The sequence below is a fragment of the Vreelandella neptunia genome, from assembly GCF_022489065.1.
GTDB lineage: Bacteria > Pseudomonadota > Gammaproteobacteria > Pseudomonadales > Halomonadaceae > Vreelandella > Vreelandella neptunia_A.
Genome location: NZ_JAKVTW010000010.1, coordinates 107,077 through 131,209, shown reverse-complemented (window position 1 = coordinate 131,209; position 24,133 = coordinate 107,077). Strand labels below are relative to the sequence as shown.

Here is a 24,133-nt window from a genome sequence, read left to right as displayed (position 1 = left end):
TAAATGGGCGCTTATTCAGACGCAGTGCTTGGCTGATATTGTATCGGGTTGTGCATAAAGAAAGGGTGCGGTTTGGGGCCGCACCCTTGTCTATTAAGCGTTGTTGAATCGCTTGTCGTTGCCTGGAAGCAGGCGGGTTAGTCTGTTAAGCGCAGGCTATACACGTAGGCGGCGACCAAGTGAACGCGCTCTTCACCAATATACGCCGCTTGTGCAGGCATATGGCCGTTACGACCATTGCGTAGCGTTTGACGAATGGAGTCACCCACTTCTTGACCAGGCGCCAAATAGAGCCAGATGTTATCGGTCAAGTTAGGCGCACCAAGCGCCGTATTGCCGGTGCCGCTAGGGCCATGGCAGGCGGCGCACACGGCCATAAACGTGCTTTCACCGCTGGCGGCACGCTCAGCGTCATGCTCTTCTTCGGAGAGAGAGAGCACATACTGAGTCAGGTTCTCAATATTGTTCTGCCCCAATTGCTGCCAGGCAGGCATATTGCCATTACGTCCGTTGGTCAGTGTTTGTACGATGTTGTCGGGCTCGCCACCGTATAACCAGTCGTCATCGGTCAAGTTGGGGAAGCCGTAGCCCCCTTGAGCGTTGGAGCCATGACACACTGCGCAGTTATTCTGAAATATACGCTCTGCGACCTGCATCGCTTCAGAATCTTCGGCGAGTTCCGGGATAGGTATTTCCTGGTACTGGGCAAAGATCGGGGTGAAGCGCTCTTCAGCCTGGGCAACTTCCTCTTCCCATTGACCCTCTTGGGTCCAGCCCAGCACGCCCGCGTAGTTGCCAAGGCCGGGGTAAAGCACCAAGTAGCCCAGCGCAAAAACCACCGTCAGGATAAACAGCTGGAACCACCATTTAGGCAGCGGGTTGTCGTACTCTTCAATGCCGTCGGCGGCGTGGCCGGTAGTTTCTACATTTCCCTCTGCGTCAGGTGTTTTATCGGTGCGGCGGTTGGCAAGCAGTATCCAGACGCTCAGGGCAATCGTGCCGAGCGTGATGATAATGATCCAGGCGCTCCAGAAGCCGGATAGGGAGTCACCCCATAAATTATTCATAACTTCTTATCTCCCCTGTCTTTGCGGGAATGCGCTTCGCTGTCGCGTTCACGCGATGCATGCTTGTCACTGGTCGGTAGCTCATCGTCGTCGGCAAAGGGCAAATTGGCCGCTTCGTCGAAATCTGGCTTGCGTCGCTTGGAGTACGCCCAGAGGGCGATGCCGATAAAAGCGAAAATCAAGATCAGCGTCATGAGTCCGCGAAAAGTTCCCGTATCCATAGCTTAACGAGTACCCTCGAGCACGGTTCCGAGCTGCTGTAAATACGCGACCAAGGCGGTAATTTCCTGGGTGCCGCGTACATCTGCAGTAGCGTTGGCGATATCTTCGTCGGTATACGGCACACCCAATTGACGCAGCGTGCGCATCTTACGGGGAGTGGCGTCACCATCGAGGGTGTTTTCAAACAGCCAGGGGTAAGCCGGCATAATCGACTCAGGCACTACATCCCGTGGGTTGTAGAGGTGAGCACGGTGCCAGTCGTCGCTGTAGCGGCCGCCCACGCGCGCTAGATCCGGCCCAGTACGTTTGGAGCCCCACAGGAAGTTGTGCTCATACACCTGCTCGCCAGCCACGTTGTAGTGTCCGTAGCGCTCGGTTTCAGCGCGGAAAGGGCGCACCATTTGTGAGTGACAGCCCACGCAGCCTTCGCGGCGGTAGATGTCACGGCCTTCCAGCTCCAGAGCCGACAGTGGTTCCAAGCCTTCAACGGGCTCGGTGGTCTGCTTCTGGAAAAACAGCGGAACGACCTCAGCCAAGCCGGCGAAACTGATCACGACAAGGATCAATACGGCAAGTAGGCCAACGTTCTTTTCGACAATCTCGTGTTTCATTGGTCTCAACTTCCCCGGTTTAGGCGGCTTGTGGCGCTGAATGGCTGATGGCCTCACGACGCTTAACGGTCATGTAGACGTTGAACGCCATAATCAGCATGCCGGTGACCCAGAAAAGGCCGCCGATTAAGCGTACAAAGTAGCCCGGCGCGCTGGCTTCCACGGCTTCCACGAAGGTGTACATCAAGGTGCCGTCAGGATTGATCGCGCGCCACATTAGGCCCTGCAAAATACCGTTAACCCACATGGAAGCGATGTACAGCACGGTGCCGATGGTGGCGAGCCAGAAGTGCACGGCAATCAGATTGACGGAGTGCATTTGGGTGCGCCCGAAAACCCGTGGGATCAGGTGGTACATGGAACCGATAGTGATCATTGCCACCCAGCCGAGCGCGCCGGAGTGAACGTGACCAATGGTCCAGTCAGTGTAGTGCGACAGTGCGTTGACCGTTTTAATGGCCATCATCGGGCCTTCAAAGGTGGACATGCCGTAGAACGACAGAGCAACCACCAAAAAGCGCAGCGTAGGATCCGTGCGCAGCTTATGCCAAGCACCAGACAGGGTCATCATGCCGTTGATCATGCCGCCCCAGGAGGGCGCCAGTAGAATGATCGACATCACCATGCCTAGCGACTGAGCCCAGTTGGGCAGCGCCGTATAGTGCAAGTGGTGTGGGCCTGCCCACATGTAGATCATGATCAGCGCCCAGAAGTGGACGATAGAGAGACGGTAAGAGTAGATCGGACGCTCCGCCTGCTTCGGCACGAAGTAGTACATCATGCCCAAGAAGCCTGCCGTCAAGAAAAAGCCAACCGCGTTATGGCCGTACCACCACTGCACCATGGCATCTACCGCGCCAGCGTAGATTGAGGTGGAGTACATCGGGGTAACGGGGATCGCCGCGTTATTAACAATGTGCAGCACAGCAACGGTCAAAATAAACGCCGCGAAGAACCAGTTCGCCACATAAATATGTGACGTGGTGCGCTTTTTGATCGTCATTAGGAACACGATGGCATAGCTGATCCAAACGACCGCAATCAAAATATTGATTGGCCATTCCAGTTCAGCGTACTCCTTGGTCGTGGTGTAACCCATGGGTAGCGATATGGCCGCTGAGAGAATGACAGCTTGCCAGCCCCAGAACGTAAAGGCCGCTAACTTGTCAGAAAAAAGCCGTGTCTGACAGGTCCGCTGGACCACGTAGTACGAGGTAGCAAACAGCGCTGAACCGCCAAAGGCGAAAATAACGATGTTAGTGTGTAACGGACGCAGGCGCCCGAAGCTAGTCCAAGGTATGCCAAGGTTCAGTTGCGGCCAAACCAGTTGCGAGGCAAGGATGACACCCACTGTCATTCCCACGATGCCCCACACAACGGTCATAATCGCGAACTGCCGAACTACCTTGTAATTGTAGGTCGGGTGTTCCAGTGCTGTGCTCATGTCATGTTCCCATCGAACGCGGTTAGGGGGTAACCCGTGGCATTTTGCACGGGTGCGGCCACCCGCTTGATGATGCAGGTCAAGATCCGACCAGGATTCTAGCGCAGCCGAGGCTTAAGCTGAACATGCCAATAGGTTAAACACTGAATTATTAGGAGTGATGCGTGTCTCACTACGCTTTGTCTGGCTATCTTCCCGTAACCCCCAAGGCCTTAAAAAGCGCTTTTGAAGAGGGCTCGAATAGCTGCTTCCTGGTGCACGGCATGGGGCCGCTGGCTCTTTATGGTGAGGCCAAGATAGGTCGCTTGTTATTTGCCCATGGCGCAGGTGCAGGGCAGCAGTCTCCTTACATGCGTCAATTTGTCACCTCTTTGGCCAGCCGGGGCATCCAGGTTGCCTGCATTGATTTCCCTTATATGCAGCAGATGCAGGAAACCGGCAAGCGTCGACCACCGCCACCCATCGCCCAAACGCTTGGGCAGCTTGCCGAGTGGTACTCACTGCTCAATGGGCTGTTCGCCGAGCCGCTCTGGGTGGGAGGAAAATCGATGGGCGGTCGCGTAGCAACGCTGTTAGCCAGTCAGCAGAGGTGCCCCGGTGTTATCGTGGCCGGTTACCCGTTTCATCCCACTAAGGCGCCAGAAAAGTTGCGCTTGGATCACTGGCCAGCCATTGAGTGCCCTGTATTGATTCTGCAGGGTGAGCGAGACCCGTTCGGTACGCGAGAAGAGGTTGAAGGCTATACGCTGCCCGCGAATGCTCGGCTTGCCTGGCTGAAAGATGGCGATCATGACTTCAAGCCGCGTCGCTCTTCTGGGCTAACCCAAACGGTTTTGATTGACGAAGCTACCCAGATTGCGGCATCCTTCGTCCGCGTTCAAACGCAAGACTTAGGGTGATGCGTTTCGTATCTTGGATTAAAGCAATACGCTGGTTTAAATCGCTGATTTTAGAAATAGTTTTAAAAGCAGTTTTAAATACAGTTTTTAAACCAAGTAGGTTGACTTCCCTCAAGTATTCGGTAGAATGCAGCGCCACGTGACCAGCGGGTGGTTAGCTCAGTTGGGAGAGCACCAGCCTTACAAGCTGGGGGTCACTGGTTCGAACCCAGTACCACCCACCATATTTAGTAATAGCTAAAATGGTTTGGAAACGTGAAGTAAAAAGTAAGATTAAGCTTTGATGTGCATAACGGACCGGTAGTTCAGTCGGTTAGAATGCCGGCCTGTCACGCCGGAGGTCGCGAGTTCGAGTCTCGTCCGGTCCGCCAACATCAAATCAGAATCTTCTTTATGAGCAAATAGTATTAAAGTACGTTATCGCTATTCGGACCGGTAGTTCAGTCGGTTAGAATGCCGGCCTGTCACGCCGGAGGTCGCGAGTTCGAGTCTCGTCCGGTCCGCCACGATAACTGCTAAGCAAGGTTGGTAAGTGCCTGTAGGGACTTATTGACAGATTGGGTGGTTAGCTCAGTTGGGAGAGCACCAGCCTTACAAGCTGGGGGTCACTGGTTCGAACCCAGTACCACCCACCATCGCCTACTATTTAAAGCGCCTCTGAACCGCTAAAAATGCTATGCATACGATGGTTGTAGTATTAATGCGCCTTAACGTGGACCGGTAGTTCAGTCGGTTAGAATGCCGGCCTGTCACGCCGGAGGTCGCGAGTTCGAGTCTCGTCCGGTCCGCCATTAAGCGCTTAGATTGAAAATGTAATATCGGCATCAGCCGAACGAATTCCAAAAAAGCCCGGATCAATGATCCAGGCTTTTTTATTGCGTGCAGCCCGAAGGCTGCACGCTAGCATTAGCCGATAGCGCTAACACCCGCCTTGGCAACTTGTACGTCCTGATCGGGTTTGACGCCGGAAATGCCCACAGCACCCACCACATGGCCATCCACTGTGATCGGCACACCACCTGAAAGTAGACCCTGCAGAGGCGCAGAAAGAAACGCTGTACGGCCGCCGTTAATCATCTCTTCAAATACCTGGGTCTCTTTACGGCCTAGCGCTGCGCTGCGTGCTTTTTGGGTCGCCACTTCAGCACTGAAAGGGGCAGCGCCATCTAAGCGGCGCAGGCCGAGCAGGTGACCGCCGTCGTCGGTTACTGCGATGGTCACGGGCCAGCTATTGCTATCAGCTTCTTTCTGCGCTGCATCCAGTACGTTAATGACATCGGCTTGGGCAAGAATGGCTTTTGTTTGCATGCTTAAATCCTATTAATGGTTGGGAGTGAAGTGGCCGCGCCTAACAATAGCAGCGCGACCAGGGTTAATGAATGCCAAGAGCTCATGCTAAGAGCTAGTTCTAAACGTTAAGTGATCGCCGCATCAACGATTTCTACCCAGTGGCGCACCGGCGTGCGGTTGGCGCCAGCCAAGTGGGTCTGACAACCAATATTGGCAGTGACAATCATTTCCGGCTTACCCGCCTCCAGGGCGTTGAGCTTATTATCGCGTAGCTGGGTGGCTAGTTCCGGTTGAGTAATCGAGTATGTGCCAGCAGAGCCACAACACAGGTGAGCATCCTGCACCGGCGTTAATGAAAAGCCGAGCTTGGTGAGTACGCCTTCCACCGCGCCGTTAAGCTTTTGAGCGTGCTGTAAAGTACAGGGGCAGTGAAACGCCAGCCGCTTCGACGCGTTAACGTTCAGCGCCTCTAAAGGCTCATCGCGTAGGATTTCGACGATATCTTTGGCCAAGGTGCTGACCTTTTGCGCTTTAACGGCGTATTTAGGGTCATCCTTGAGCATATAGCCATACTCTTTCACAAAGGCGCCGCAGCCGCTGGCGGTTTGTACGATGGCTTCGGTGCCTTGTTCTATATAGGGCCACCAGGCGTCTATATTGGCGCGCATTCGCGCACGGCCATCGTCCTGGGCGTTGAGGTGGAAATCAACGGCACCACAGCAGCCCGCTTCCGACACCGGCGTTACGCTAATGCCAAGGCGGTCTAGAATTCGCGCGGTGGCGGCATTGGTATTGGGTGACAGCCCTGGCTGCACGCAGCCTTCCAGCATCAATACCTGCCGGGTATGGCGGTTTGCATCGGGCCGTGTGCCTGCATCTATCGGTTCTGCGGGCATTTTACTGCGCAGCTTGCTAGGCACCAGCGGCTTAAAGGTTTGCCCCAACTTTAGCAGTGCCTGGAAACGTTTAGGCTCGACCATCATTTTCCGCAGCGCATAGCGTTGGGCCCGCTCGCCTGCCGGGCGGGGGACGCGACGCTCAATTTCGGCACGGCCGATGTTGAGCAGCTTGTGATACTCAACGCCGGAAGGGCAGGTGGTTTCACAGTTAAGGCAGGTAAGGCAGCGATCAAGGTGGAGGCGAGTCTCGTCGGTGACCTGGTCGTCATCGTCGCGGCTCTCAAGCAGCTCTTTCATCAAATAGATGCGCCCTCGGGGGCCATCACGCTCATCGCCTAACAGCTGGTACGTCGGGCAGGTAGCGTTACAGAAGCCGCAGTGGACGCAGGTACGCAATATGCGCTCTGCTTCCTGAATGTGCGGCTTCTGACGGTCAGCATCGGTAAAGTGCGTCTGCATGTCAGATCTCCTGATTAAAACGCCGCATAAAGACGACCGGGATTGAATATGCCATGGGCATCCAGCTCCGCCTTTAGATTACGATGATATTTTTCCACTACCGTGTTGAGCGGTGTGAAAGGGTCGACGGCGCCTCCCTGGGCGTGCGGCGTGTAGCATGTGGCATGGCCGCCCACTGCTGCACAGGCGGCGCGCAACGTGCTGGCATCCAGCGATGTTTTTACCCAGCGCTGACAGCCCGCCCAATCGTAAAAGATATCCGCTTCGGGAATATCCAGTGCCAGCGGCGACGTATGCGGAGGCAGCGATAACCGCCATAGCGCTTGACCGTCGCTGAGCTGGAAGAAATCGTGGGTATGGTCGCGTAGTGAGGTCCAGAAGCTGGCATCAAGCGGCTCGCCGCCTAGGCTTGCCTGAGTCGCGCTAACAGAGCTGTTACCCCCCTCTAAGCGCAGGAAAAGCTCACCGTTATGCCAGGCCGCCGCCGTGATCGGTAGCGGTTTGCGACCCAGCTCGGCAAGCTTTTTCAGCGCGTCGGCAAGATTAATGGACAGGCGTAAGCTGTGTGTAGCGTTGGGAATGGGCAGCACTTTAAACGAGATATCGGTCAGCACGCCGAGCGTACCCTGGGCCCCCGCCATCAAGCGAGAGAGATCATAACCGGCGACATTTTTCATCACTTCGCCGCCAAAGCGTAACAGCTTGCCCTCTTGAGTGATGACCCGCGTGCCGAGCACGAAGTCCCGTGCTGCGCCTGCCCAGGGGCGGCGTGGGCCGGAAAGGCCGGTCGCGACCGCACCACCAATGGTCGAGGCTTCGCCAAACATGGGCGGCTCAAAGGCCAGCATTTGGTGTTTGTCGGCCAGCGCTGCTTGAAGGGCGCTTAGCCGTGTGCCAGCGCGCACGGTGACCACCAGCTCCACCGGGTCGTAGCTGACAATGCCACTATGTTCGGCCATCGTGAGCGCTTGGCCATCCACCGGTCGTCCATAAAAGGCGCGGGTATCTCCGCCTACAATGCGTAGCGGAGTGCGTGTCTCATACGCGCTGCGTACCTGATCACACAGGGTATCAGCGATATCGCGGTCGGCGGCATGCATCGCTAGTTCAGTCATGGTCTATCCCAGTATTTATTTTGCCTAGTAAGTATGCTGACTAGGTACATTATTAAAAACGTGGCAGCTCCGGATGCGGTAGCTCGTTGTTATGCACATGCATGGCACCGAATTCTGCGCAGCGAGCCAGGGTTGGAATGTTCTTGCCTGGGTTGAGTAGACGCTTTGGATCAAAAGCGGCTTTCAGCGCATGAAAAACGCTGATCTCATCCGGTTGGAACTGGCTACACATTTGGTTGATCTTTTCGCGCCCCACACCGTGCTCACCGGTAATTGAGCCGCCCGCCGCCACGCAGAGTTCCAGAATCTTACCGCCCACTTCTTCGGCAAGCGCTAGCTCGCCCTCTTTGTTGGCATCAAACAGAATCAATGGGTGCATGTTGCCGTCACCGGCGTGAAACACGTTGGCTACCAGTAGGCCGCTCTCTTCGGAAAGTGCGGCAATACCTTTAAGTACGCGTGGAAGTTCGCGGCGGGGAATGGTGCCATCCATGCAGTAGTAGTCTGGCGACATACGACCCACGGCGGGGAAGGCGTTCTTTCGCCCGGCCCAGAACTTGGCGCGCTCGGCTTCATCGCGGGCTTGCTGAATATTGGTGGCCCCGGCGGCCTCCAGTACACGGCGAACGGTGTCGCAATCGTCGTCCACATCGGCTTCAACGCCATCCAGCTCACAGAGCAGAATCGCTTCGGCATCCAGCGGATAGCCCGCTTTGACAAAATCTTCGGCGGCTTTAATCGCAAGCTTATCCATCATCTCCAGGCCGCCTGGAATGATCCCCGCGGCGATGATATCGCCCACAGCGCGTCCGGCTTTTTCGACATCGTCAAAGCTTGCCATCAATACTTTCGCGGTTTCCGGCTTGGGCAGTAGCTTGACGGTAATTTCGGTGACCACGCCGAGCATGCCTTCGGAGCCATTCATTAGCGCCAGCAGGTCAAAGCCGGGCGCGTCGAGAGACTCTGCGCCCAGCGTCATGTGCTCACCCTCAATGGTGAGCACGTCCACGCGCATGACGTTATGTACCGTCAGGCCATATTTTAGGCAGTGCACGCCACCGGCATTTTCGGCCACGTTACCGCCGATGGAACAGGCAATTTGTGATGAAGGGTCCGGCGCGTAGTAGAGGCCGTAAGGCGCTGCCGCTTCAGAAATCGCCAGATTGCGAACACCTGGCTGAACCCGCGCCAGACGGGCATCCGGGTCGACTTTCAGAATTTGGTTAAAGCGGGACATCACCAACAGCACGCCTTGCTCCAAGGGCAGCGCGCCGCCAGAGAGGCCGGTACCCGCACCACGGGTCACCACCGGTACGCCTAAGGCATGGCAGCGCTGGAGTAACCCTTTCACCTGCTCCAGCGTTTCCGGCAGTGCCACCAGCATGGGCAATACGCGATAGGCCGCCAGCCCATCGCACTCGAAGGGGCGCAGGTCTTCTTCGCGATGCAGCAGTGTCATATCGGGGACGGCTTGCTGAAGATCGTTTAAGACTTCGCTTTTCTCTCGCCGGACCAGCTCACCGTCCAGACGCTCATCAAAGAGGATATTCATAACGACATCCCATGCTTATTATCATTAAAGGCAAACGGCGACATTCTTTATGCCAGATCGCGCAGAGTGTGCTCGCGTAACATGGCCTCAATTTGGGCTTTTTTTGTGCATCTGTCTAGGTTGTGGTGCATTGGTCTGACCAGTAATTAGTCGACATGGATGCCTTCTGCGGCCAGTAATGGCAAGCTGGTTAAATCGACCATCAGGAGAGCCCGCATGCCAGTGGAGAATCATGCCTTGTCACCCGGGCTGCGAATGCCGGATCAGGTGGCCACCCGGCTTGAGCGTCTAATTCTTGATGGTGTTTTTCGCCCCGGTCAGTTGCTGCCTTCTGAACGGCGCCTCTGCGACCGGCTGGGCGTATCCCGCGCTTCGCTGCGGGAAGGATTACGGATTCTACGCAGCAAGGGCATTATCGATACCCGCCAGGGCCATGGTTCGACGGTGGCCACGCTGCTGCCGGTAGGCAACCAAAGCGCTTTGATGCACCTGTTTAAAGACCATCCGCGCACGCTGTTTGATCTATTAGAGGTGCGCGCCTTGCTCGAAGGGGAGTCGGCGCAGTTGGCGGCAAGTCGAGGTACCTCCGCTGACAAAGTGTTGATCACCCGGCGCTATCGTGAAATGGCTGATTACGCCGAAAGTGCGGAAGCCATTGACGTTGAGCGGCTCGCGCGTCTCGACCACGCTTTTCATCTGGCGGTCTCTCAGGCGTCGCACAACCCGGTGTTGGTTCACACGCTCCAGAGCCTGACCGATCTGCTGCTTAGCTCGGTCTTCGCCTCGGTCAAACACCTTTACCACTTGCCAGCCCCCCGAGCGATGATCAACCAGCAGCATGCACAGTTGCATGATGCGGTCGTTAGCGGCGACGCGGAGCAGGCAAAAAAGGTAGCGCTGGAACACCTCTCCAGCATTAGCCAACTGCTGCGCGACTTAGAAGAGGAGCACCAGCGGCTCGAACGTTCATCCATGCGCCTTGAAGAGTGGCAGTAGCGGACTTTAGCTATTGGCTACACTTTTATCGTCTTCCGTGTCAATCACGCCCGCCAAGGTGGCCACTTCAATCTTGTTACACAGGTGGTCACGTAAAATTTGGCCGAGTAACTGGCTGTCGCGTTTCTCAAGCGCGGCCATCATATTTTCATGATCTTTTACCGCTTGGCTCCAGTAGCGTTCGGTCATCTTCTTGGAGTAACGCACGCGCTTGATGCGCTGGCTGAGGTTGCTATACATCTCTTGCAAAACATCGTTATTGGACGCCGCCAAAATGCTTTCGTGAATCTGCCGGTTCACCTGGAAGTAGGGCATTAAATCGCGATTGCGGTAGTGTTCCAGCATCGTGTCGTGCAACTGACGAATGGCGGCAATTTCAGCGTCGCTGATGTACTCACAGGCAAGCTCACCCGATAGTCCCTCTAGTGCGGCCATCAGATCATAGGTGTCTTTAACGTTCTTTAAGGTCAGCCTTACCACCCGCGCGCCGCGATTGGGCAGCAGCTCAATCAGGCCTTCAGTGGCGAGTACTTTCAACGCCTCCCGCAACGGCGTACGCGATACGCCGAAGCGCTCGCACAGCTGCTTTTCGGAGATACGTTCGCCGGGTAAAAGCTCGCCGTGCTCAATCAGGTCGCCAATTCTATCGGCCACTTCCCGATATAAATTGCGTTGCAATATCTTTGTCATTCGTCAGTTCCTTGTCAGTGGCTCGCTCGCCTTACAGCCAAGCTACCCAGACCACCTGGATCGTTTTGAGCACGATACCATTTCTGAAATACCAGCTTTGTATAGTGGCTTTTGTTTATATGATCTGCAAAAGTAATTATGAATTCAATATTCCTTTGGTGGCCTTTTGTTCATCACTGCTTACTAACGATGGCAAAGCCCTCACAACAACAAAGTATTAACCACGACAAGTATCAACATCGACAAAGTTCTAACAACGACAAAGCACTAACAACGACAAAGGTAAAACCCATGGCCGGACAAGTATTTCATTGCAGCGTGCAGCTCAGCAGAGAACAGAGCAGAAAGATAATCGATGGTGCCCGAGCCCAGGCGCGCAATTCAGATCTGCCACCGCTAACGATTGTGGTGCTCGATGGAGGAGGTAATTTAGTGGCTGCTGAACGCGAAGATGGCTGTGCACCGTTGCGTTTTCCGGTAGCTAAGGGGAAGGCGTATGCCGCCTTGGGCGTTGGTGTTGCCAGTGGGGTGCTAGGAGAACGCAATGCCGAACGCACCGGGTTTGTTGCTAGCGTTTCGGCGGCTTCCCAGGGGCATTTTGTGGCTGTGGCAGGGGGCGTGCCCATTCTAGATCAGCAAAACTGTGTAATCGGCGCGGTGGGAGTTAGCGGCGCGTCATCGGATGAGGATCAGCAAGCGGCGATAGCCGGTATCGAACTGGCCGGCCTGCGCTGGGGACTTGAACCGAGCTAGGTGTTAGCAGGAAGGCGTTAATTGAAGCGGGCCGCGGCTTAATTAAGCAGTGGCCCGCTTTTTTTTACGACTAATTTTTATTAGCCCTATTTAAATCAATTGGTTGCAAGGAAATTTTTGTGACGAGACGAAAGTTTAATACCTAATTTTGAATTTTGAATTCAAATTGAGGTGGAGGATGTTTCAAGAGTAGCGCTAGACCAACAATAAGTGGATCTACTCAAGCGACGCCTTTTGCAGGTGCCATCGGATGCCAGAGCCACGATGGTGACATTGCTAACAACAACAAATGCTTTACCTGGAGTTCACAATGAAATTGCTCAAAACAGCACTCGCAACGGCCGTTGTGTCGTTTGGCTTGCAGGCCGCCGCCGCCAACGCCCAGACGGAAATTCGCCTTGGTCATGTCGGTGGCCCTGGATCACTGTTTGAAATTTCTGCGAATCGCTATGCCGAACTCGTCAACGAACGTTTGGAAGGCGTGGCGGAAGTAAGCGTTTTTGGCAATAGCCAACTCGGTGGTGATGAATCGATGATGCGTCGCCTGCGGTTAGGGTCGTTAGACCTCTCACTGCCCTCGACCGTGATGAGTTCTGAATCCGCTGAGTTTGCGCTGTTCGAAATGCCTTACTTGATCCAAGACCGCGAACATATGAAGCGCGTGCGTGAAGAGATCGTGCGTGGTCCGCTGTATGACGCTGCAGAAGCGCGTGGTTTTAAAATCATTGGCGTATGGGAAAACGGCTTTCGCCAGATTACTAACAACGAGAGACCAATCGTAACGCCAGAAGATCTCGAAGGAATAAAGCTGCGCGTACCTGGCGGCACATGGCGAATCGATATGTTCCGTAGCTACGGCGCAGCACCTTCGCCAATGTCGCTGTCTGAAGTGTTTGTTGCCCTGCAAACAGGCGCAATGGACGGCCAGGAAAACCCCTTTATCCAAACCTACTCCTCACGTTTTCACGAAGTACAAGATTACCTCTCGATTTCCAACCACGTTTATACCCCTGCTTATTTAACGGCGGGTGCTAGCTGGAGTCGCCTACCTGAAGAAGTACAACAGGTGCTTGAAGAAGTCGCCGTTGAGATGGAGGACTTCGTACTCGAAGAAGGTCAACGTCTGGATGATGAAACTCTCGTAAAAATGCGCGATGAAGGCATGGAAGTTAATGAAGTCGACTTCGATGCTTTTGTTGAGGCCTCTGAAACCATCTATAGCCAGTTCGCTGAAGAAGTGGATGGTGGCCAGGAAATGATTGACGCCGTGGCTGCTCTACGCGAGTAAGCAAAGCGCCACTCTTTTGAGGTGCGTCGCTACTTGGCGGGGCGCCTCGCCTTTCGGAGGTCTCAATGAGTACTTTTACAAAGTTCAAGAACGCGTATTTTTCGTTTCTTGAAGGCATCGTGGTCTTTCTGGTAATTGCGCTTGCCGCTGTGGTTACCCTGGGCTTTGTGACCCGTTATTTGGGCTCGCCACTAAGCTGGTATGACGAGCTCGCCGCTGCGTTGTTGGCTTGGGTGACCTACTACGGCACCGCATTAGCCGCCGCCAAAGGCGCGCACATCACTTGCCCTAGTGTGTTGAACATGTGTCCACCCTCTATTCGAGTGCCTATCGCGCTTTTAGCGGAAGCGATCACTATTGGGTTCTTCGTGTTTTTGGGTCTCGCCAGCTACCAAGTCATGTTGATTCTCGAAGGCGTGGGAATGGTTAGCCTCCCTGGTGTGTCAATGCAACTGGTTCACTCAGCGATTCCCGTTGCCGCCGTGCTGTTCATCATTGCTGAACTGCTGCGGCTGCCCGACGTAATTAAAAGCGCTAAGGGCAGGGGCTTTATTGACCATGAGCTCGAAGAAGCCGGTATCGACGCGGAAGAAGTCGCCGCCGTCAGCACACATCAGCGAGGGTAAGTAGATACTATGGTCATACTGTACATATTTATAGCGCTGATTCTGTTGATCCTGATTAACGTACCGGTCGCCGTTGCCTTGGCACTGGTGGGTACCGTCGCCACCTTTATGACATACGGCAACATGGCGATGCCCACGGTGGGCATGACGATGTTTGAGGGTGCGACTAACTTTCCGCTCATCGCAATTCCGCTGTTTATTTTAGCCGGTGCCATTATGAACGCCTCGAGTATCTCGCGGCGCTTGATCGATCTAGCCATGGCGATGGTGGGGTTTATCAAGGGTGGCTTGGCGATGGTGACCATCGGTGCTTCGGTTTTCTTCGCGGAAATTTCCGGGTCGGCGGTGGCAGGCGTGTCAGCAATCGGCAGTATTCTGATTCCTGCAATGCGCAAGAAGGGCTACTCAAAAGAGTTTGCTGCTTCTATATCTTCATCCGCTGCGAGCTTAGCGATTATCTTGCCGCCCTCCATACCGATGATTCTTTACGCGGTGATGTCGGGTGAGTCAGTGGTACAGATGTTTGTGGCCGGTATTTTGCCAGGCTTGCTGGGTGCGATGGGCTTAGCCGCGATGTGCTACTACTTAGCACGCAAACACAACTTCCCTTCTGAGGGACGCTTTCGTGTTTCGCAGCTTTGGATAGCCTTCAAAGAGGCGATTTGGGCGTTGCTGATTCCTGTCATCATCCTGGGCGGTATCTTTGGTGGTTTCGTTACCGCGACCGAAGGCGCGGCGCTGGCAGTATGCGTGGCTATCTTTATCAGTGCGGTGGTTTATCGCGAATTCACGATGAGAAACTTCATTGACTCGTGCAAGAGCGCGGGTGTGCAAACAGCCGTGGTTATGCTGCTAGTGGCCGCGTCAGCAGTGGTAGGTGGCTACCTTACCGAAACCCGCGTGCCGCAAGAAATTGCGATGCAGATCAGTGAACTGACTAATAATAAATATCTCATCTTGGCACTTCTAAATGTCATCTTCTTGATATTAGGAATTTTTCTGCACTCTGCAGCCGCGATTATCCTAGTGGTGCCGATCGTTCTGCCGCTGGTGTTGGAAGTCGGTATCGATCCGCTGCACTTTGGTTTGATTGTGACGCTGAACTTAGCGATCGGTCAGCAAACACCACCGGTGGCAAGCGTGCTCATTGCGTCTTGTTCAATCGCCAAATCAGATGTCTGGGCAACGTCTAAAACCAACCTTTGGTTTATCGCCGTCCTGTTCGCCGTGTTGATGATTAATACCTATATTCCGGCGTTTGCGCTGGCGTTGGTTAACTTCATCTACGGCTAAGCACGTATATGCGCTGGTTGCCGGGTGTTATTAGCCCGGCACCATGCCCAAACAGGAGACGAACATGAGCCATCTTGACGAATCACAGCCTGCCCAGAGCGTCACGTTTTCCGTTCGCAATGGCGTGGCCTGGATTGGTTTTAACCGGCCCCAGAGTCGCAATGCGATGACCTGGGAGATGTACGACGCCCTGGAAAAGCACTGCGACCAGTTGGCCGAGGATGACACTGTGTATGCCGTAGTGCTTCACGGCGTTGGCGGTGAAGCCTTTGTCGCCGGTACCGACATCAGCCAATTTTCAGGCTTTAGTAAGCCAGAAGACGCGATTGGCTACGAACGACGCATTGACCGCGTAGTAGGCAAATTGGAAGCCTTTCCCAAGCCAACCCTGGCGCTGATTGAAGGTGCCTGTGTCGGTGGCGGTGCCGCACTGGCGCTGGTGTGCGACTTTCGCTACGCCACCCCAACGATGAAGTTTGGCGTGCCGATTGCCAAAACGCTGGGTAATACGCTTTCGATTAATAACGTTTCACGCATGATCGACATGCTTGGCGTTGCCCGCACCAAAGAAGCGCTGATGATGGCGCGCCTGTTCGGCGCGGACGAAGCTCAAGCTACAGGTTTGGTCAATCAGCTGTTTGACGCTGATGCAATTTACGAAGAAGTGGCCACGCTGGCAGAAGCCTTTGCCAAGCGAGCGCCATTGACGCTGCAGGCCAGTAAGGCACTGATTGGCAGAGCGATAGAGCAGCGCCGTCTTCCAGCCGATGCCAGCGACGATTGGGTAACCACCTGCTATATGAGCCGAGATTTCGCCGCGGCGGTGGATAAATTTGTCAATAAAACGCCCTTTGAGTGGTCTGGCCACTAACGTTGGACAGCGTTTAAAACTTCTACTTAGGAGGAGAGCGCATGCTTCCCCTACAAGATATAAAAGTGCTGGATGTGTCTCAAATTATGGCTGGCCCCTACTGCACCATGGTGCTGGCCGATATGGGCGCTGAAGTTATCAAGGTCGAGAAGCTCAATGGCGGAGACGATAGCCGCCAAATGGGGCCTTACGTGAATGGCGAATCGACCTGCTTTTCACAGATTAACCGCAACAAAAAAAGTATCTCGCTGAACCTTAAAGACGAACGGGCGCGGCAAATCTTCTACCGCTTGGCCGCTGATGCGGATGTCATCGTTGAGAACTACCGACCTGGGGTGACCAAGTCGCTGGAGATCGATTACGACACCATCAAAGCGATCAACCCTGGCATCGTTTACTGCTCTATTTCTGGCTATGGCCAAACCGGGCCGTATAGTCATAAAGGGGGCTTCGACCTGGTCGCTCAGGGTATGACAGGTCTGATGTCGATGACCGGGGAGGAGGGTAAGCGTCCGCTGAAAACCGGTATTGCGGTTTACGATATTGGCGGAGGGCTGACGGCGGTCTACTCGATTCTAGCGGCCTGTATCCACAAGATGAAAACCGGCGCTGGCCAACACATTGATATCGCAATCACCGAATGCGGCCTGCCCTGGTTTACCTGGGAGGCGGCGGCTTACTTCTCTGAAGGTACCGTGCCGGGGCCTACGGGCTGGCGCCACCGCGTTTCCGCGCCTTATCAGGCCGTTAAAGCCAGCGATGGGTTCTTGATGCTTGGCTGTGCCAACCAGCGCACCTGGGAGCGCTTCTGTCAGGATGTACTAAAGCGCGAAGAGCTTATGCAAGACCCACGCTTTATCACAAACCAAGACCGTGGCCGGAACGTTGAGGCGCTGGAAGCGCTGCTGGAAGAGCTAATGGCGGATAAAAGCGTCGATGAGTGGTTAGCACTGTGTGACAGCGCTGGCGTGCCCGCCGGGCCAATCAACGACTTCGCCCAGGCGATGCAGGATGAGCACTACTTAGCGCGCGGTATGGTGCAAGAGATGGAGCATCCCGTTATCGGCAAAATGAAAACCATCGGGTTTCCGAGCAAATTCTCAGAGACACCGTCGCAAATCCGCAGCCCGGCGCCGCTCTTTGCCCAGCACACCGATGAAGTGCTCGACAGCTTAGGCTTCTCTGGCGATGAGCTTGATGCGTTACGTGCTGAAGGATGTATCAAATAGCGCTTTTTTGATGTGAGTAATTGCATTCATTATCCATTTTGAATAACGCTAATCGGCAGAGCCAACGTTTAGCCTGACAACAACAAACAGGAACCTCATCATGTTAAAGCTTAATTTTCATCCGTCCGGCCGTCACTTTTTGCAGATTCCTGGCCCCTCGCCGGTGCCAGACCGTATTTTACGGGCGATGAGCCTGCCCACGATCGACCACCGCGGGCCTGAGTTTGGTGCATTAGGGCTTGAGCTACTGAGCAAGATTCAAAAAATCTTCAAAACCGAGAACCCGGTGATTATCTACCCGGCGTCCGGTACCGGTGCCTGGGAAGCGGCGCTGGCCAATACCATGTCACCAGGTGATCGGGTACTGATGTTTGAGACCGGCCACTTCGCCACGCTATGGCACAAAATGGCCCTGCGTTTGGACGTACAGCCTGAGTTTCTGGGGCTGCCGGGCTATGAAGGCTGGCGCCATGGTGTTCAGGCCGACATGATCGAAGCGCGCCTGAAAGAGGACACCAACCACGAGCTTAAAGCGGTCTGTGTGGTGCATAACGAGACCTCTACTGGCGTTACCAGCGACATCGCTGCCGTGCGCAAAGCCATCGATGCGGCGGGCCACCCCGCGCTGTTGATTGTCGATACCATTTCCGGCTTGGCCAGCGCCGACTACCGCCATGATGAGTGGGGCGTGGATGTCACCGTCTCTGGCTCGCAGAAAGGCTTGATGCTGCCTCCCGGCATTAGCTTTAATGCGCTGTCGCCAAAAGCGATTGAAGCCAGCAAACAATCAAAACTACCCAAAAGCTTCTGGGCCTGGGATGAAATTCTCGAAGCCAACAAGAACGGCTACTGGCCCTACACGCCCAGCACCAACCTGCTCTATGGCCTGAATGAAGCGCTGGATATGCTGCTGGATGAGGGCATGGACAACGTGCTGGCTCGCCACCAACGCTGGGCCGCTGGCATCCGCGCGGCGGTAGAGGCGTGGGGTCTTGAGATCCAGTGTTTAGATCCCTCCGTTTACTCGCCGGTGCTGACCGGCGTGGTGATGCCCGAAGGCGTCGATGCGGATGCGGTGCGCAAGATTATCTATGAGCGTTTTGACCTTTCATTAGGCATGGGGCTGGGTAAGGCCAAGGGCAAGATGTTCCGTATTGGCCACTTGGGCGACTGCAACGATTTAACGCTGATTGCCACCTTGGGCGGCTGTGAGGCGGGCATGAAACTATCCGGCGTTAATCTCAAAGGCAGTGGCGTGACAGCAGCGCTGGACTACTTTGGGGCTAACCCGCTTAACCCAAGCGAGCGCTAAACGACGGGGGAGAGCCACATGACGTCTCTGACGAACCAATACCCGTCCCGTGATGCCAAGATTAAACCGCTCGGCGAATTCGCCGAGCGGTTATCCCGAGAAATGGCGGGAGAGGTGCTGTTTGATCGGGCCACTCGGGGGCGCTATTCAACCGATGCCTCGATTTATCAGGTGACCCCGGTAGGCGTGGTGATTCCACGTCATCAGGAAGACCTTAAAATCGCCCTGGATATCGCCCGTGATGCCAAGGTGCCGATCTTGGCCCGGGGCGCGGGCACTAGCCAGTGTGGCCAAACCGTCGGTGAAGCCCTGGTGATCGACACCACACGCTGGCTTAACGAAATCGTTGAGTTCGATGCCGAGGCGCGCACTGTAGTGGTCGAACCAGGCATGGTGCTTGATCATCTCAACGCATGGCTTAAGCCCCACGGGCTCTGGTATCCGGTCGACGTTTCTACCAGCGCCCAGTGCACCATCGGCGGTATGGCAGGCAATAATTCCTGCGGGTCGCGTTCGATCTTCTACGGCAACATGGTGCATAACGTGCTGGGCGTGGACGCACTATTGGCCGACGGCAGCGCGGCGAGTTTTGGTTTCGTTGACACCTTCGCAGAGGGCTCGCGAGAGCAGCGCCTTGCCCAACAAGTGAGGGCGATTGCGGAGCGGGTAGGCCCTGAAATTCGTGATCACTTTCCCAAGGTATTGCGGCGGGTCGGTGGTTACAATCTGGATCTGTTCGATTGCCAGAACCCGATGCCCTACGACCCAGACCACCGCGCCAATCTGGCCCATCTACTGGTGGGCTCGGAAGGCACGCTGGGTGTCAGCCAGCGTATTAAGCTCAGGCTGTCACCGCTGCCCGAGCAGAAGGTGCTGGGCGTGGTGAACTTCCCGACCTTCTATCAGGCGATGGATTTCACCCAGCATATCGTCAAACTGGGCCCCACAGCGGTGGAGCTTGTTGACCGCACCATGATCGAGCTGTCGCTGGAGAACCCAGCGTTCCGCCCGGTGATTGAGAAGGCACTGATTGGCAAGCCGGAAGCGATTTTGCTGGTGGAGTTTGCCGGTCACGACCACGCAGCGCAGCTTGAGGCGCTGCGTGGCCTAAATGAATTGATGGGTGATTTAGGTCTGCCGGGCAGCGTAGTGGATATGCCCGAGGCCGCTGAGCAGAAAGCGTTGTGGAACGTGCGCAAGGCTGGGCTCAACATCATGATGAGCATGAAGGGCGACGGTAAACCGGTCTCGTTTATCGAAGACTGCGCGGTACCGCTTGAGCACCTGGCCGAGTACACCGACAAACTTACCGAGGTTTTCAACCGCTACGGCACGGAGGGTACCTGGTACGCCCACGCAGGCGTTGGCACGCTGCACGTGCGGCCAATCCTCGATATGCGCCGGGATGGCGCCGAAAAAATGCGCGAAATCGCCGAGCTGGCGTCCTCATTAGTCCGCGAATATAAAGGCGCTTACTCCGGCGAACATGGCGACGGTATCTGCCGTGGTGAGTGGGTGGCGTGGCAGTTTGGCGAAACGGTCAACAATGCCTTCCGCGAAATAAAGCAGTTGTTTGACCCTGAAAACCTGTTCAACCCCGGCAAAATTGTCGATACCCCCAAAATGGATGACGAGCGCTATTTTCGTTTTCCGACGAGTTATACCACCATCCCGCTTACCCCGGTGTTCGATTGGTCCGCCTGGAATGTGAAGCGCGACCCGTTAACGGGCGAGCAAACCGCGCCAGGTTCCGGCGGTGATGCCACCCATGGCTTGGCCATGGCGGTGGAGATGTGTAACAACAATGGTCACTGCCGTAAGTTTGATGCAGGTACCATGTGTCCGAGTTTCCGTGTAACGAAAGATGAGCAGCACCTAACTCGCGGGCGCGCTAACACCTTGCGCTTGGTGCTTTCGGGGCAGTTGGGCAATGAAGGGCTGGCCAGCGACGATGTCAAAGAAGCGCTGGATCTCTGCGTCTCCTGCAAAGGCTGCAAGCGTGACTGCCCCACCGGCGTCGATATGGCCAAATTCAAGATAGAGGCGCGTACCGCCCGCGCCCGTGTCAAAGGTTTATCGCTGCGTGATCGTATGGTCGGTGAGATGCCGCGCTATGCACCCTGGGCCAGTAAGTTTTCTGCACTGGTGAATGGCGTTGAGCGGGTGCCGTTCCTGGCTAAACAGATCAAGCAGGCGTTAAAGCTGGCGCCCCAGCGCTCGCTGCCGATGTTTAACGGGAATTTCCTCGCTAGTGCCGAGGCGTCTCGGCAGCCAGTCACCTCTGAGCGCGAAGTGCTGCTGTTTGTGGATACCTTCAATAACTATATGGAAGGTGATAACGCCAAAGCGGCCAAGCGGGTGCTGGAAGCGGCGGGCTACCTTGTACACCTCAATGCGACCAAGGGCCAACGGCCGCTCTGCTGTGGGCGTACTTACTTATCTTCCGGGCAGTTTGATAAAGCCAAAGCGGAGGCCAAGCGTACCCTTGAGCACCTGATGCCGTTTGTAGAGCGCGGCGTGGCGATAGTCGGCCTGGAACCCTCTTGCTTACTCAGCATGCGCGATGAGTTCCTGCAGTACGGTTTTGGTGAGGAAGCGAAGGCGCTATCGGCCTCCGCCTATCTGTTTGAGGAGTTTCTGGTCAAGGCGCGGGCCGAGAATCAGCTTCCTCTCGAACTAAAGCCGCTGAACTACGAGCGGGCGCTGCTGCATGGTCACTGCCATCAAAAGGCCTTTGATGCGCTGCGCCCGGTTGAGCAGGTGCTGGGCTGGATTCCTGATCTCACCGTCGAAACGATTGAGTCCTCCTGCTGTGGCATGGCGGGTAGCTTCGGTTATGAAGCGGAGCACTACGACGCCTCGCTGAAAATGGCGGAGCTCTCGCTTTTACCTGCGATTCGAAAAGCGGATAGCAACGCCGTGTTGATTGCCGATGGCACGAGCTGTCGCCATCAGATTCACGATGGAAGTGGCCGCGAAGCGATTCACGTTGCTCGATTGCTGGAACAGGCGCTAGCCTGAAGGCGGAACACCAATAACAACCCAGGAGGTTAACGTGGCACTTTATCAATACGGCGAGCATCGCCCAGAGGTTCACGACGACGTCTACATTGCGGAAACGGCGGATGTTATCGGCCAGGTGACGTTAAAGGCGCGCTCAAGCGTTTGGTATCAAGCCGTGTTGCGCGGTGATACCGACCACCTTGAAGTAGGTGAAGAGAGCAATATTCAGGATGGCGCCGTGCTGCACGCTGACCCAGGTTTTCCGCTCAAGGTAGGCAAAGGCGTTACGGTCGGGCACCAGGCGATGCTGCATGGCTGCACCATCGGTGACGGCTGCCTGATCGGTATTCAGGCGGTAGTGCTGAACGGTGCGGTGATTGGTGAGAATAGCCTAGTGGGAGCCGGTGCCTTTATTAAGGAGGGCGCGGTGTTTCCGCCCAACTCGTTAATCGTTGGCTCGCCGGCCAAGGTGGTGCGGGAGCTTTCCGAGGAAGTGGTGGCGGGGCTGAAGCAGAATGCTCAAAGCTACGTAGAGCGCGGCAAACTCCATAGTCAGCAGCTAAAGCGTATCGATTAACGCAAAACCCGCTGTGCTAAATAGCAAACCCCCAGGCCTTGGCCTAGGGGTTTGCGTTTCTAGCATCGTTATTACAGCCAGTACTACTTCATGGTCACATTAACGGATCCGTTACGCCAATCACGTAGAACGCAATAAGCGCGATGATGCCGGTAAAGATGAGGTAGTAGATCGTTGGCAGGATCGTTTTACGGATCGTCGCCCCTTCCCGGCCGAGCAGGCCCACCGTGGCAGAAGCCGCGACCACGTTGTGAATGGCGATCATGTTACCCGCCGCCGCACCGACTGCCTGGAGGGCAATCATCATGGCAGTTGATAGGCCGAGGGTTTCAGCAACGCTGAATTGGAACTCTGCCAACATCAGGTTAGAGACCGTGTTAGAGCCTGCAATGAAGGCACCCATCGCCCCGACCGCGGGAGCAAAGAACGGATAGATGCCGCCCACGCTATCAGCGACCGCCTGGGCCATCATTACAGGCATCGAGACTAGGTCAGCACCATTGACGCCGGAGTTGATCAATATGCGCACCATTGGCACGGTAAAGATCAATACGAAGCCTGCGCCAAAAATGGTTTTGGTAGATTCTGATACCGCTGCACTGATCTTCTGCGGGTTCATGCGGTGCAGGAAGTAGGTAATGATAACCACGGCAATAATAATGCCGCCCGGCAGATACAGCGGCTGCACGCCACCGCTAACGCCCGCTTCGCCGAGGATATTATTCCAGCTGAGGTTGATAGAAGTCAGCGCGACACGCAGAGGCTCAATGGTACGTGAAGCCACCAAGAAGAGTGCCAGCAGCACGTAAGGCACCCAGCCTTTAAAGGTCGACATCGGTGCTCTGCCAACAACGTCATCCAACTTGATTTGCAGGTTGCCGATCCACTCGTCTGGCCAGGCGCTCTCTTCCGGGAAATCCCAGGTGTCTTTAGGTAGCAGGAAACCACGTTTGGCGGCCGGAACAACAATCGCCAGACCCACCATGGCACCGATCATCGACGGGAACTCAGGCCCCAGCAGCACGCCAACCAGCATGTAAGGCACGACAAAGCAGATGCCGGTAAAGATAGCGAAGGGGGTAATCGACAGCCCCTCTTTCCATGACTTATTGGCGCCAAAGAAGCGCACCATCACGGTGACCAGAATCAACGGCATTAAAATCCCCACGATACCGTGAGTAATCGCCACTTCGCTGGTGATGAGCTGGAAGAACACATCCCAGCTGGAACCGACCGAATCAAGCTGGGCGGTAATGCCAGCGCGGTCTACGCCGCTACCTACGCCCACTACAATAGGCGTACCCACCGCACCGAAGGAAACGGGCGTTGACTGAATCATCATACCCACGACCACCGCCGCCAGGGCCGGGAAGCCGAGGGCGACCATCAATGGTGCTGCAACCGCCGCTGGCGTACCGAAGCCGGAAGCGCCTTCGATAAAGCAGCCGAACAGCCAAGCAACAATCAACGCCTGCACACGGCGGTCCGGGCTGATGCCTGAAAAGCCGTTACGGATAGCGGTAATACCACCGGAGTGCTTAAGGGTGTTAAGCAGCAAGATGGCGCCAAAGATGATCCACAGAAGACCTGCGGTTTGGATCAAGCCTTGGATAGTCGACGCCGCTACACGGCTAAACGACATATCCCAAGCGGTTAAGCCGATAATGGCGGCGGTCAGGAAGACGAGAGGCATCGCTATCTTGGCCGGTATTTTAAACCCAATGAGTAAAATACCGGCCATCAATAGCGGCAAGAAGGCCAGAAGTGCAAGTATCGTTTCATTCATGGAAGGAACTGCCCCTTGTTATTGATTTGGTATGCTCCGCAATAACCGTCTGGGTTTTGTGTCGCCAGTCGGGTGTATGTGAAAGATACGTTTAGGCTTAAGCAATGACTACATTGGAAAATTGGTCTTACCAGTGCAACGCTCGTTTTGA

At 55.3% G+C, this 24,133-nt stretch carries 21 protein-coding genes and 5 tRNA genes; 16 read left to right on the top strand and 10 right to left on the bottom strand.

Annotated features, from left to right (window positions below):
- Positions 1-137 precede the first annotated feature (137 nt).
- Genes ccoP through ccoN form a run of 4 tightly spaced genes read right to left on the bottom strand, consistent with a single transcriptional unit; the run spans position 138 to position 3,344 of the window.
- Positions 138-1,067, bottom strand: a complete 930-nt coding sequence (gene ccoP / locus MLE19_RS14120) for a cytochrome-c oxidase, cbb3-type subunit III (RefSeq protein WP_240718807.1) — start codon at positions 1,065-1,067, stop codon at positions 138-140.
- Positions 1,064-1,288: a cbb3-type cytochrome oxidase subunit 3 gene (locus MLE19_RS14115; protein WP_240718806.1), complete on the bottom strand. Its 225-nt coding sequence runs from the start codon at positions 1,286-1,288 to the stop codon at positions 1,064-1,066. Before MLE19_RS14115 ends, ccoP begins: the two co-directional genes overlap by 4 nt.
- Positions 1,289-1,291: 3 nt before the next feature.
- A complete protein-coding gene (ccoO, locus tag MLE19_RS14110) occupies positions 1,292-1,900 on the bottom strand; it encodes a cytochrome-c oxidase, cbb3-type subunit II (RefSeq protein ID WP_240718805.1) in 609 nt (202 codons plus the stop codon).
- Positions 1,901-1,919: 19 nt separating this feature from the next.
- Complete coding sequence (gene ccoN / locus MLE19_RS14105) at positions 1,920-3,344, bottom strand: cytochrome-c oxidase, cbb3-type subunit I (RefSeq protein WP_240718804.1); 1,425 nt, start codon at positions 3,342-3,344, stop codon at positions 1,920-1,922.
- 164 nt (positions 3,345-3,508) lie between these two features.
- Here ccoN and MLE19_RS14100 point away from each other — a divergent pair, with 164 nt between their 5' ends.
- The 6 genes from MLE19_RS14100 (at position 3,509) to MLE19_RS14075 (ending at position 5,034) form a co-directional block, all read left to right on the top strand.
- Entirely contained in the window at positions 3,509-4,243 is a 735-nt protein-coding gene (locus tag MLE19_RS14100; RefSeq protein ID WP_240718803.1) for an alpha/beta fold hydrolase, read from the top strand.
- A 148-nt stretch (positions 4,244-4,391) separates the two neighbouring features.
- Positions 4,392-4,467: transfer RNA gene (locus tag MLE19_RS14095), tRNA-Val, on the top strand.
- A 70-nt stretch (positions 4,468-4,537) separates the two neighbouring features.
- Positions 4,538-4,614 (top strand) — tRNA-Asp (locus tag MLE19_RS14090).
- Positions 4,615-4,672: 58 nt separating this feature from the next.
- Positions 4,673-4,749, top strand: a tRNA-Asp gene (locus MLE19_RS14085).
- 53 nt (positions 4,750-4,802) lie between these two features.
- Positions 4,803-4,878, top strand: a tRNA-Val gene (locus MLE19_RS14080).
- A 79-nt stretch (positions 4,879-4,957) separates the two neighbouring features.
- A tRNA-Asp gene (locus MLE19_RS14075) sits at positions 4,958-5,034 on the top strand.
- Positions 5,035-5,149: 115 nt separating this feature from the next.
- On the opposite strand, the gene MLE19_RS14070 is transcribed toward MLE19_RS14075, so the two are convergent.
- The 4 genes from MLE19_RS14070 to glcD form a co-directional block, all read right to left on the bottom strand.
- The gene (locus tag MLE19_RS14070) at positions 5,150-5,551 is read right to left on the bottom strand and encodes a heme-binding protein (protein WP_240718802.1); all 402 of its coding nucleotides are present in this window, start codon (positions 5,549-5,551) and stop codon (positions 5,150-5,152) included.
- A gap of 107 nt (positions 5,552-5,658) precedes the next feature.
- Positions 5,659-6,891, bottom strand: coding sequence for a glycolate oxidase subunit GlcF (gene glcF, locus MLE19_RS14065; protein ID WP_240718801.1), 1,233 nt, complete (start codon positions 6,889-6,891; stop codon positions 5,659-5,661).
- 14 nt (positions 6,892-6,905) lie between these two features.
- Positions 6,906-8,006, bottom strand: a complete 1,101-nt coding sequence (glcE, locus tag MLE19_RS14060) for a glycolate oxidase subunit GlcE (protein ID WP_240718800.1) — start codon at positions 8,004-8,006, stop codon at positions 6,906-6,908.
- A gap of 52 nt (positions 8,007-8,058) precedes the next feature.
- Positions 8,059-9,558, bottom strand: coding sequence for a glycolate oxidase subunit GlcD (gene glcD, locus MLE19_RS14055; protein WP_240718799.1), 1,500 nt, complete (start codon positions 9,556-9,558; stop codon positions 8,059-8,061).
- Positions 9,559-9,774: 216 nt separating this feature from the next.
- On the opposite strand from glcD, the gene glcC reads away from it, so the two are divergent.
- Positions 9,775-10,554 (top strand): transcriptional regulator GlcC, encoded by a 780-nt coding sequence (glcC, locus tag MLE19_RS14050; RefSeq protein ID WP_240718798.1) that lies wholly within the window; start codon positions 9,775-9,777, stop codon positions 10,552-10,554.
- 6 nt (positions 10,555-10,560) lie between these two features.
- On the opposite strand, the gene MLE19_RS14045 is transcribed toward glcC, so the two are convergent.
- Positions 10,561-11,244: a GntR family transcriptional regulator gene (locus MLE19_RS14045; protein ID WP_240718797.1), complete on the bottom strand. Its 684-nt coding sequence runs from the start codon at positions 11,242-11,244 to the stop codon at positions 10,561-10,563.
- 291 nt (positions 11,245-11,535) lie between these two features.
- On the opposite strand from MLE19_RS14045, the gene MLE19_RS14040 reads away from it, so the two are divergent.
- The 9 genes from MLE19_RS14040 (at position 11,536) to MLE19_RS14000 (ending at position 22,196) form a co-directional block, all read left to right on the top strand.
- Positions 11,536-11,997, top strand: a complete 462-nt coding sequence (locus tag MLE19_RS14040) for a GlcG/HbpS family heme-binding protein (RefSeq protein WP_240718796.1) — start codon at positions 11,536-11,538, stop codon at positions 11,995-11,997.
- Positions 11,998-12,307: 310 nt separating this feature from the next.
- Entirely contained in the window at positions 12,308-13,285 is a 978-nt protein-coding gene (locus tag MLE19_RS14035) for a TRAP transporter substrate-binding protein (protein ID WP_240718795.1), read from the top strand.
- A 65-nt stretch (positions 13,286-13,350) separates the two neighbouring features.
- Positions 13,351-13,911 (top strand): TRAP transporter small permease, encoded by a 561-nt coding sequence (locus MLE19_RS14030; RefSeq protein WP_240718794.1) that lies wholly within the window; start codon positions 13,351-13,353, stop codon positions 13,909-13,911.
- Positions 13,912-13,920: 9 nt separating this feature from the next.
- Positions 13,921-15,204, top strand: a complete 1,284-nt coding sequence (locus tag MLE19_RS14025) for a TRAP transporter large permease (RefSeq protein WP_240718793.1) — start codon at positions 13,921-13,923, stop codon at positions 15,202-15,204.
- A 64-nt stretch (positions 15,205-15,268) separates the two neighbouring features.
- Entirely contained in the window at positions 15,269-16,075 is an 807-nt protein-coding gene (locus MLE19_RS14020) for an enoyl-CoA hydratase/isomerase family protein (protein WP_240718792.1), read from the top strand.
- A 41-nt stretch (positions 16,076-16,116) separates the two neighbouring features.
- Positions 16,117-17,304 carry a CaiB/BaiF CoA transferase family protein gene (locus MLE19_RS14015; RefSeq protein WP_240718791.1) on the top strand — a complete coding sequence of 396 codons (1,188 nt, stop codon included), beginning with the start codon at positions 16,117-16,119 and terminating at the stop codon, positions 17,302-17,304.
- Between the two features lie 100 nt (positions 17,305-17,404).
- Entirely contained in the window at positions 17,405-18,616 is a 1,212-nt protein-coding gene (locus MLE19_RS14010) for a pyridoxal-phosphate-dependent aminotransferase family protein (protein WP_240718790.1), read from the top strand.
- An 18-nt stretch (positions 18,617-18,634) separates the two neighbouring features.
- On the top strand, positions 18,635-21,637 hold the full coding sequence (locus MLE19_RS14005; RefSeq protein ID WP_240718789.1) for an FAD-binding and (Fe-S)-binding domain-containing protein: 3,003 nt from the start codon (positions 18,635-18,637) through the stop codon (positions 21,635-21,637).
- Between the two features lie 34 nt (positions 21,638-21,671).
- Positions 21,672-22,196 (top strand): gamma carbonic anhydrase family protein, encoded by a 525-nt coding sequence (locus tag MLE19_RS14000; protein ID WP_240718788.1) that lies wholly within the window; start codon positions 21,672-21,674, stop codon positions 22,194-22,196.
- Positions 22,197-22,290: 94 nt separating this feature from the next.
- Here the strand turns inward: MLE19_RS14000 and MLE19_RS13995 are convergent, their stop codons facing one another.
- The gene (locus tag MLE19_RS13995) at positions 22,291-23,982 is read right to left on the bottom strand and encodes an L-lactate permease (protein WP_240718787.1); all 1,692 of its coding nucleotides are present in this window, start codon (positions 23,980-23,982) and stop codon (positions 22,291-22,293) included.
- Positions 23,983-24,133: the final 151 nt, after the last annotated feature.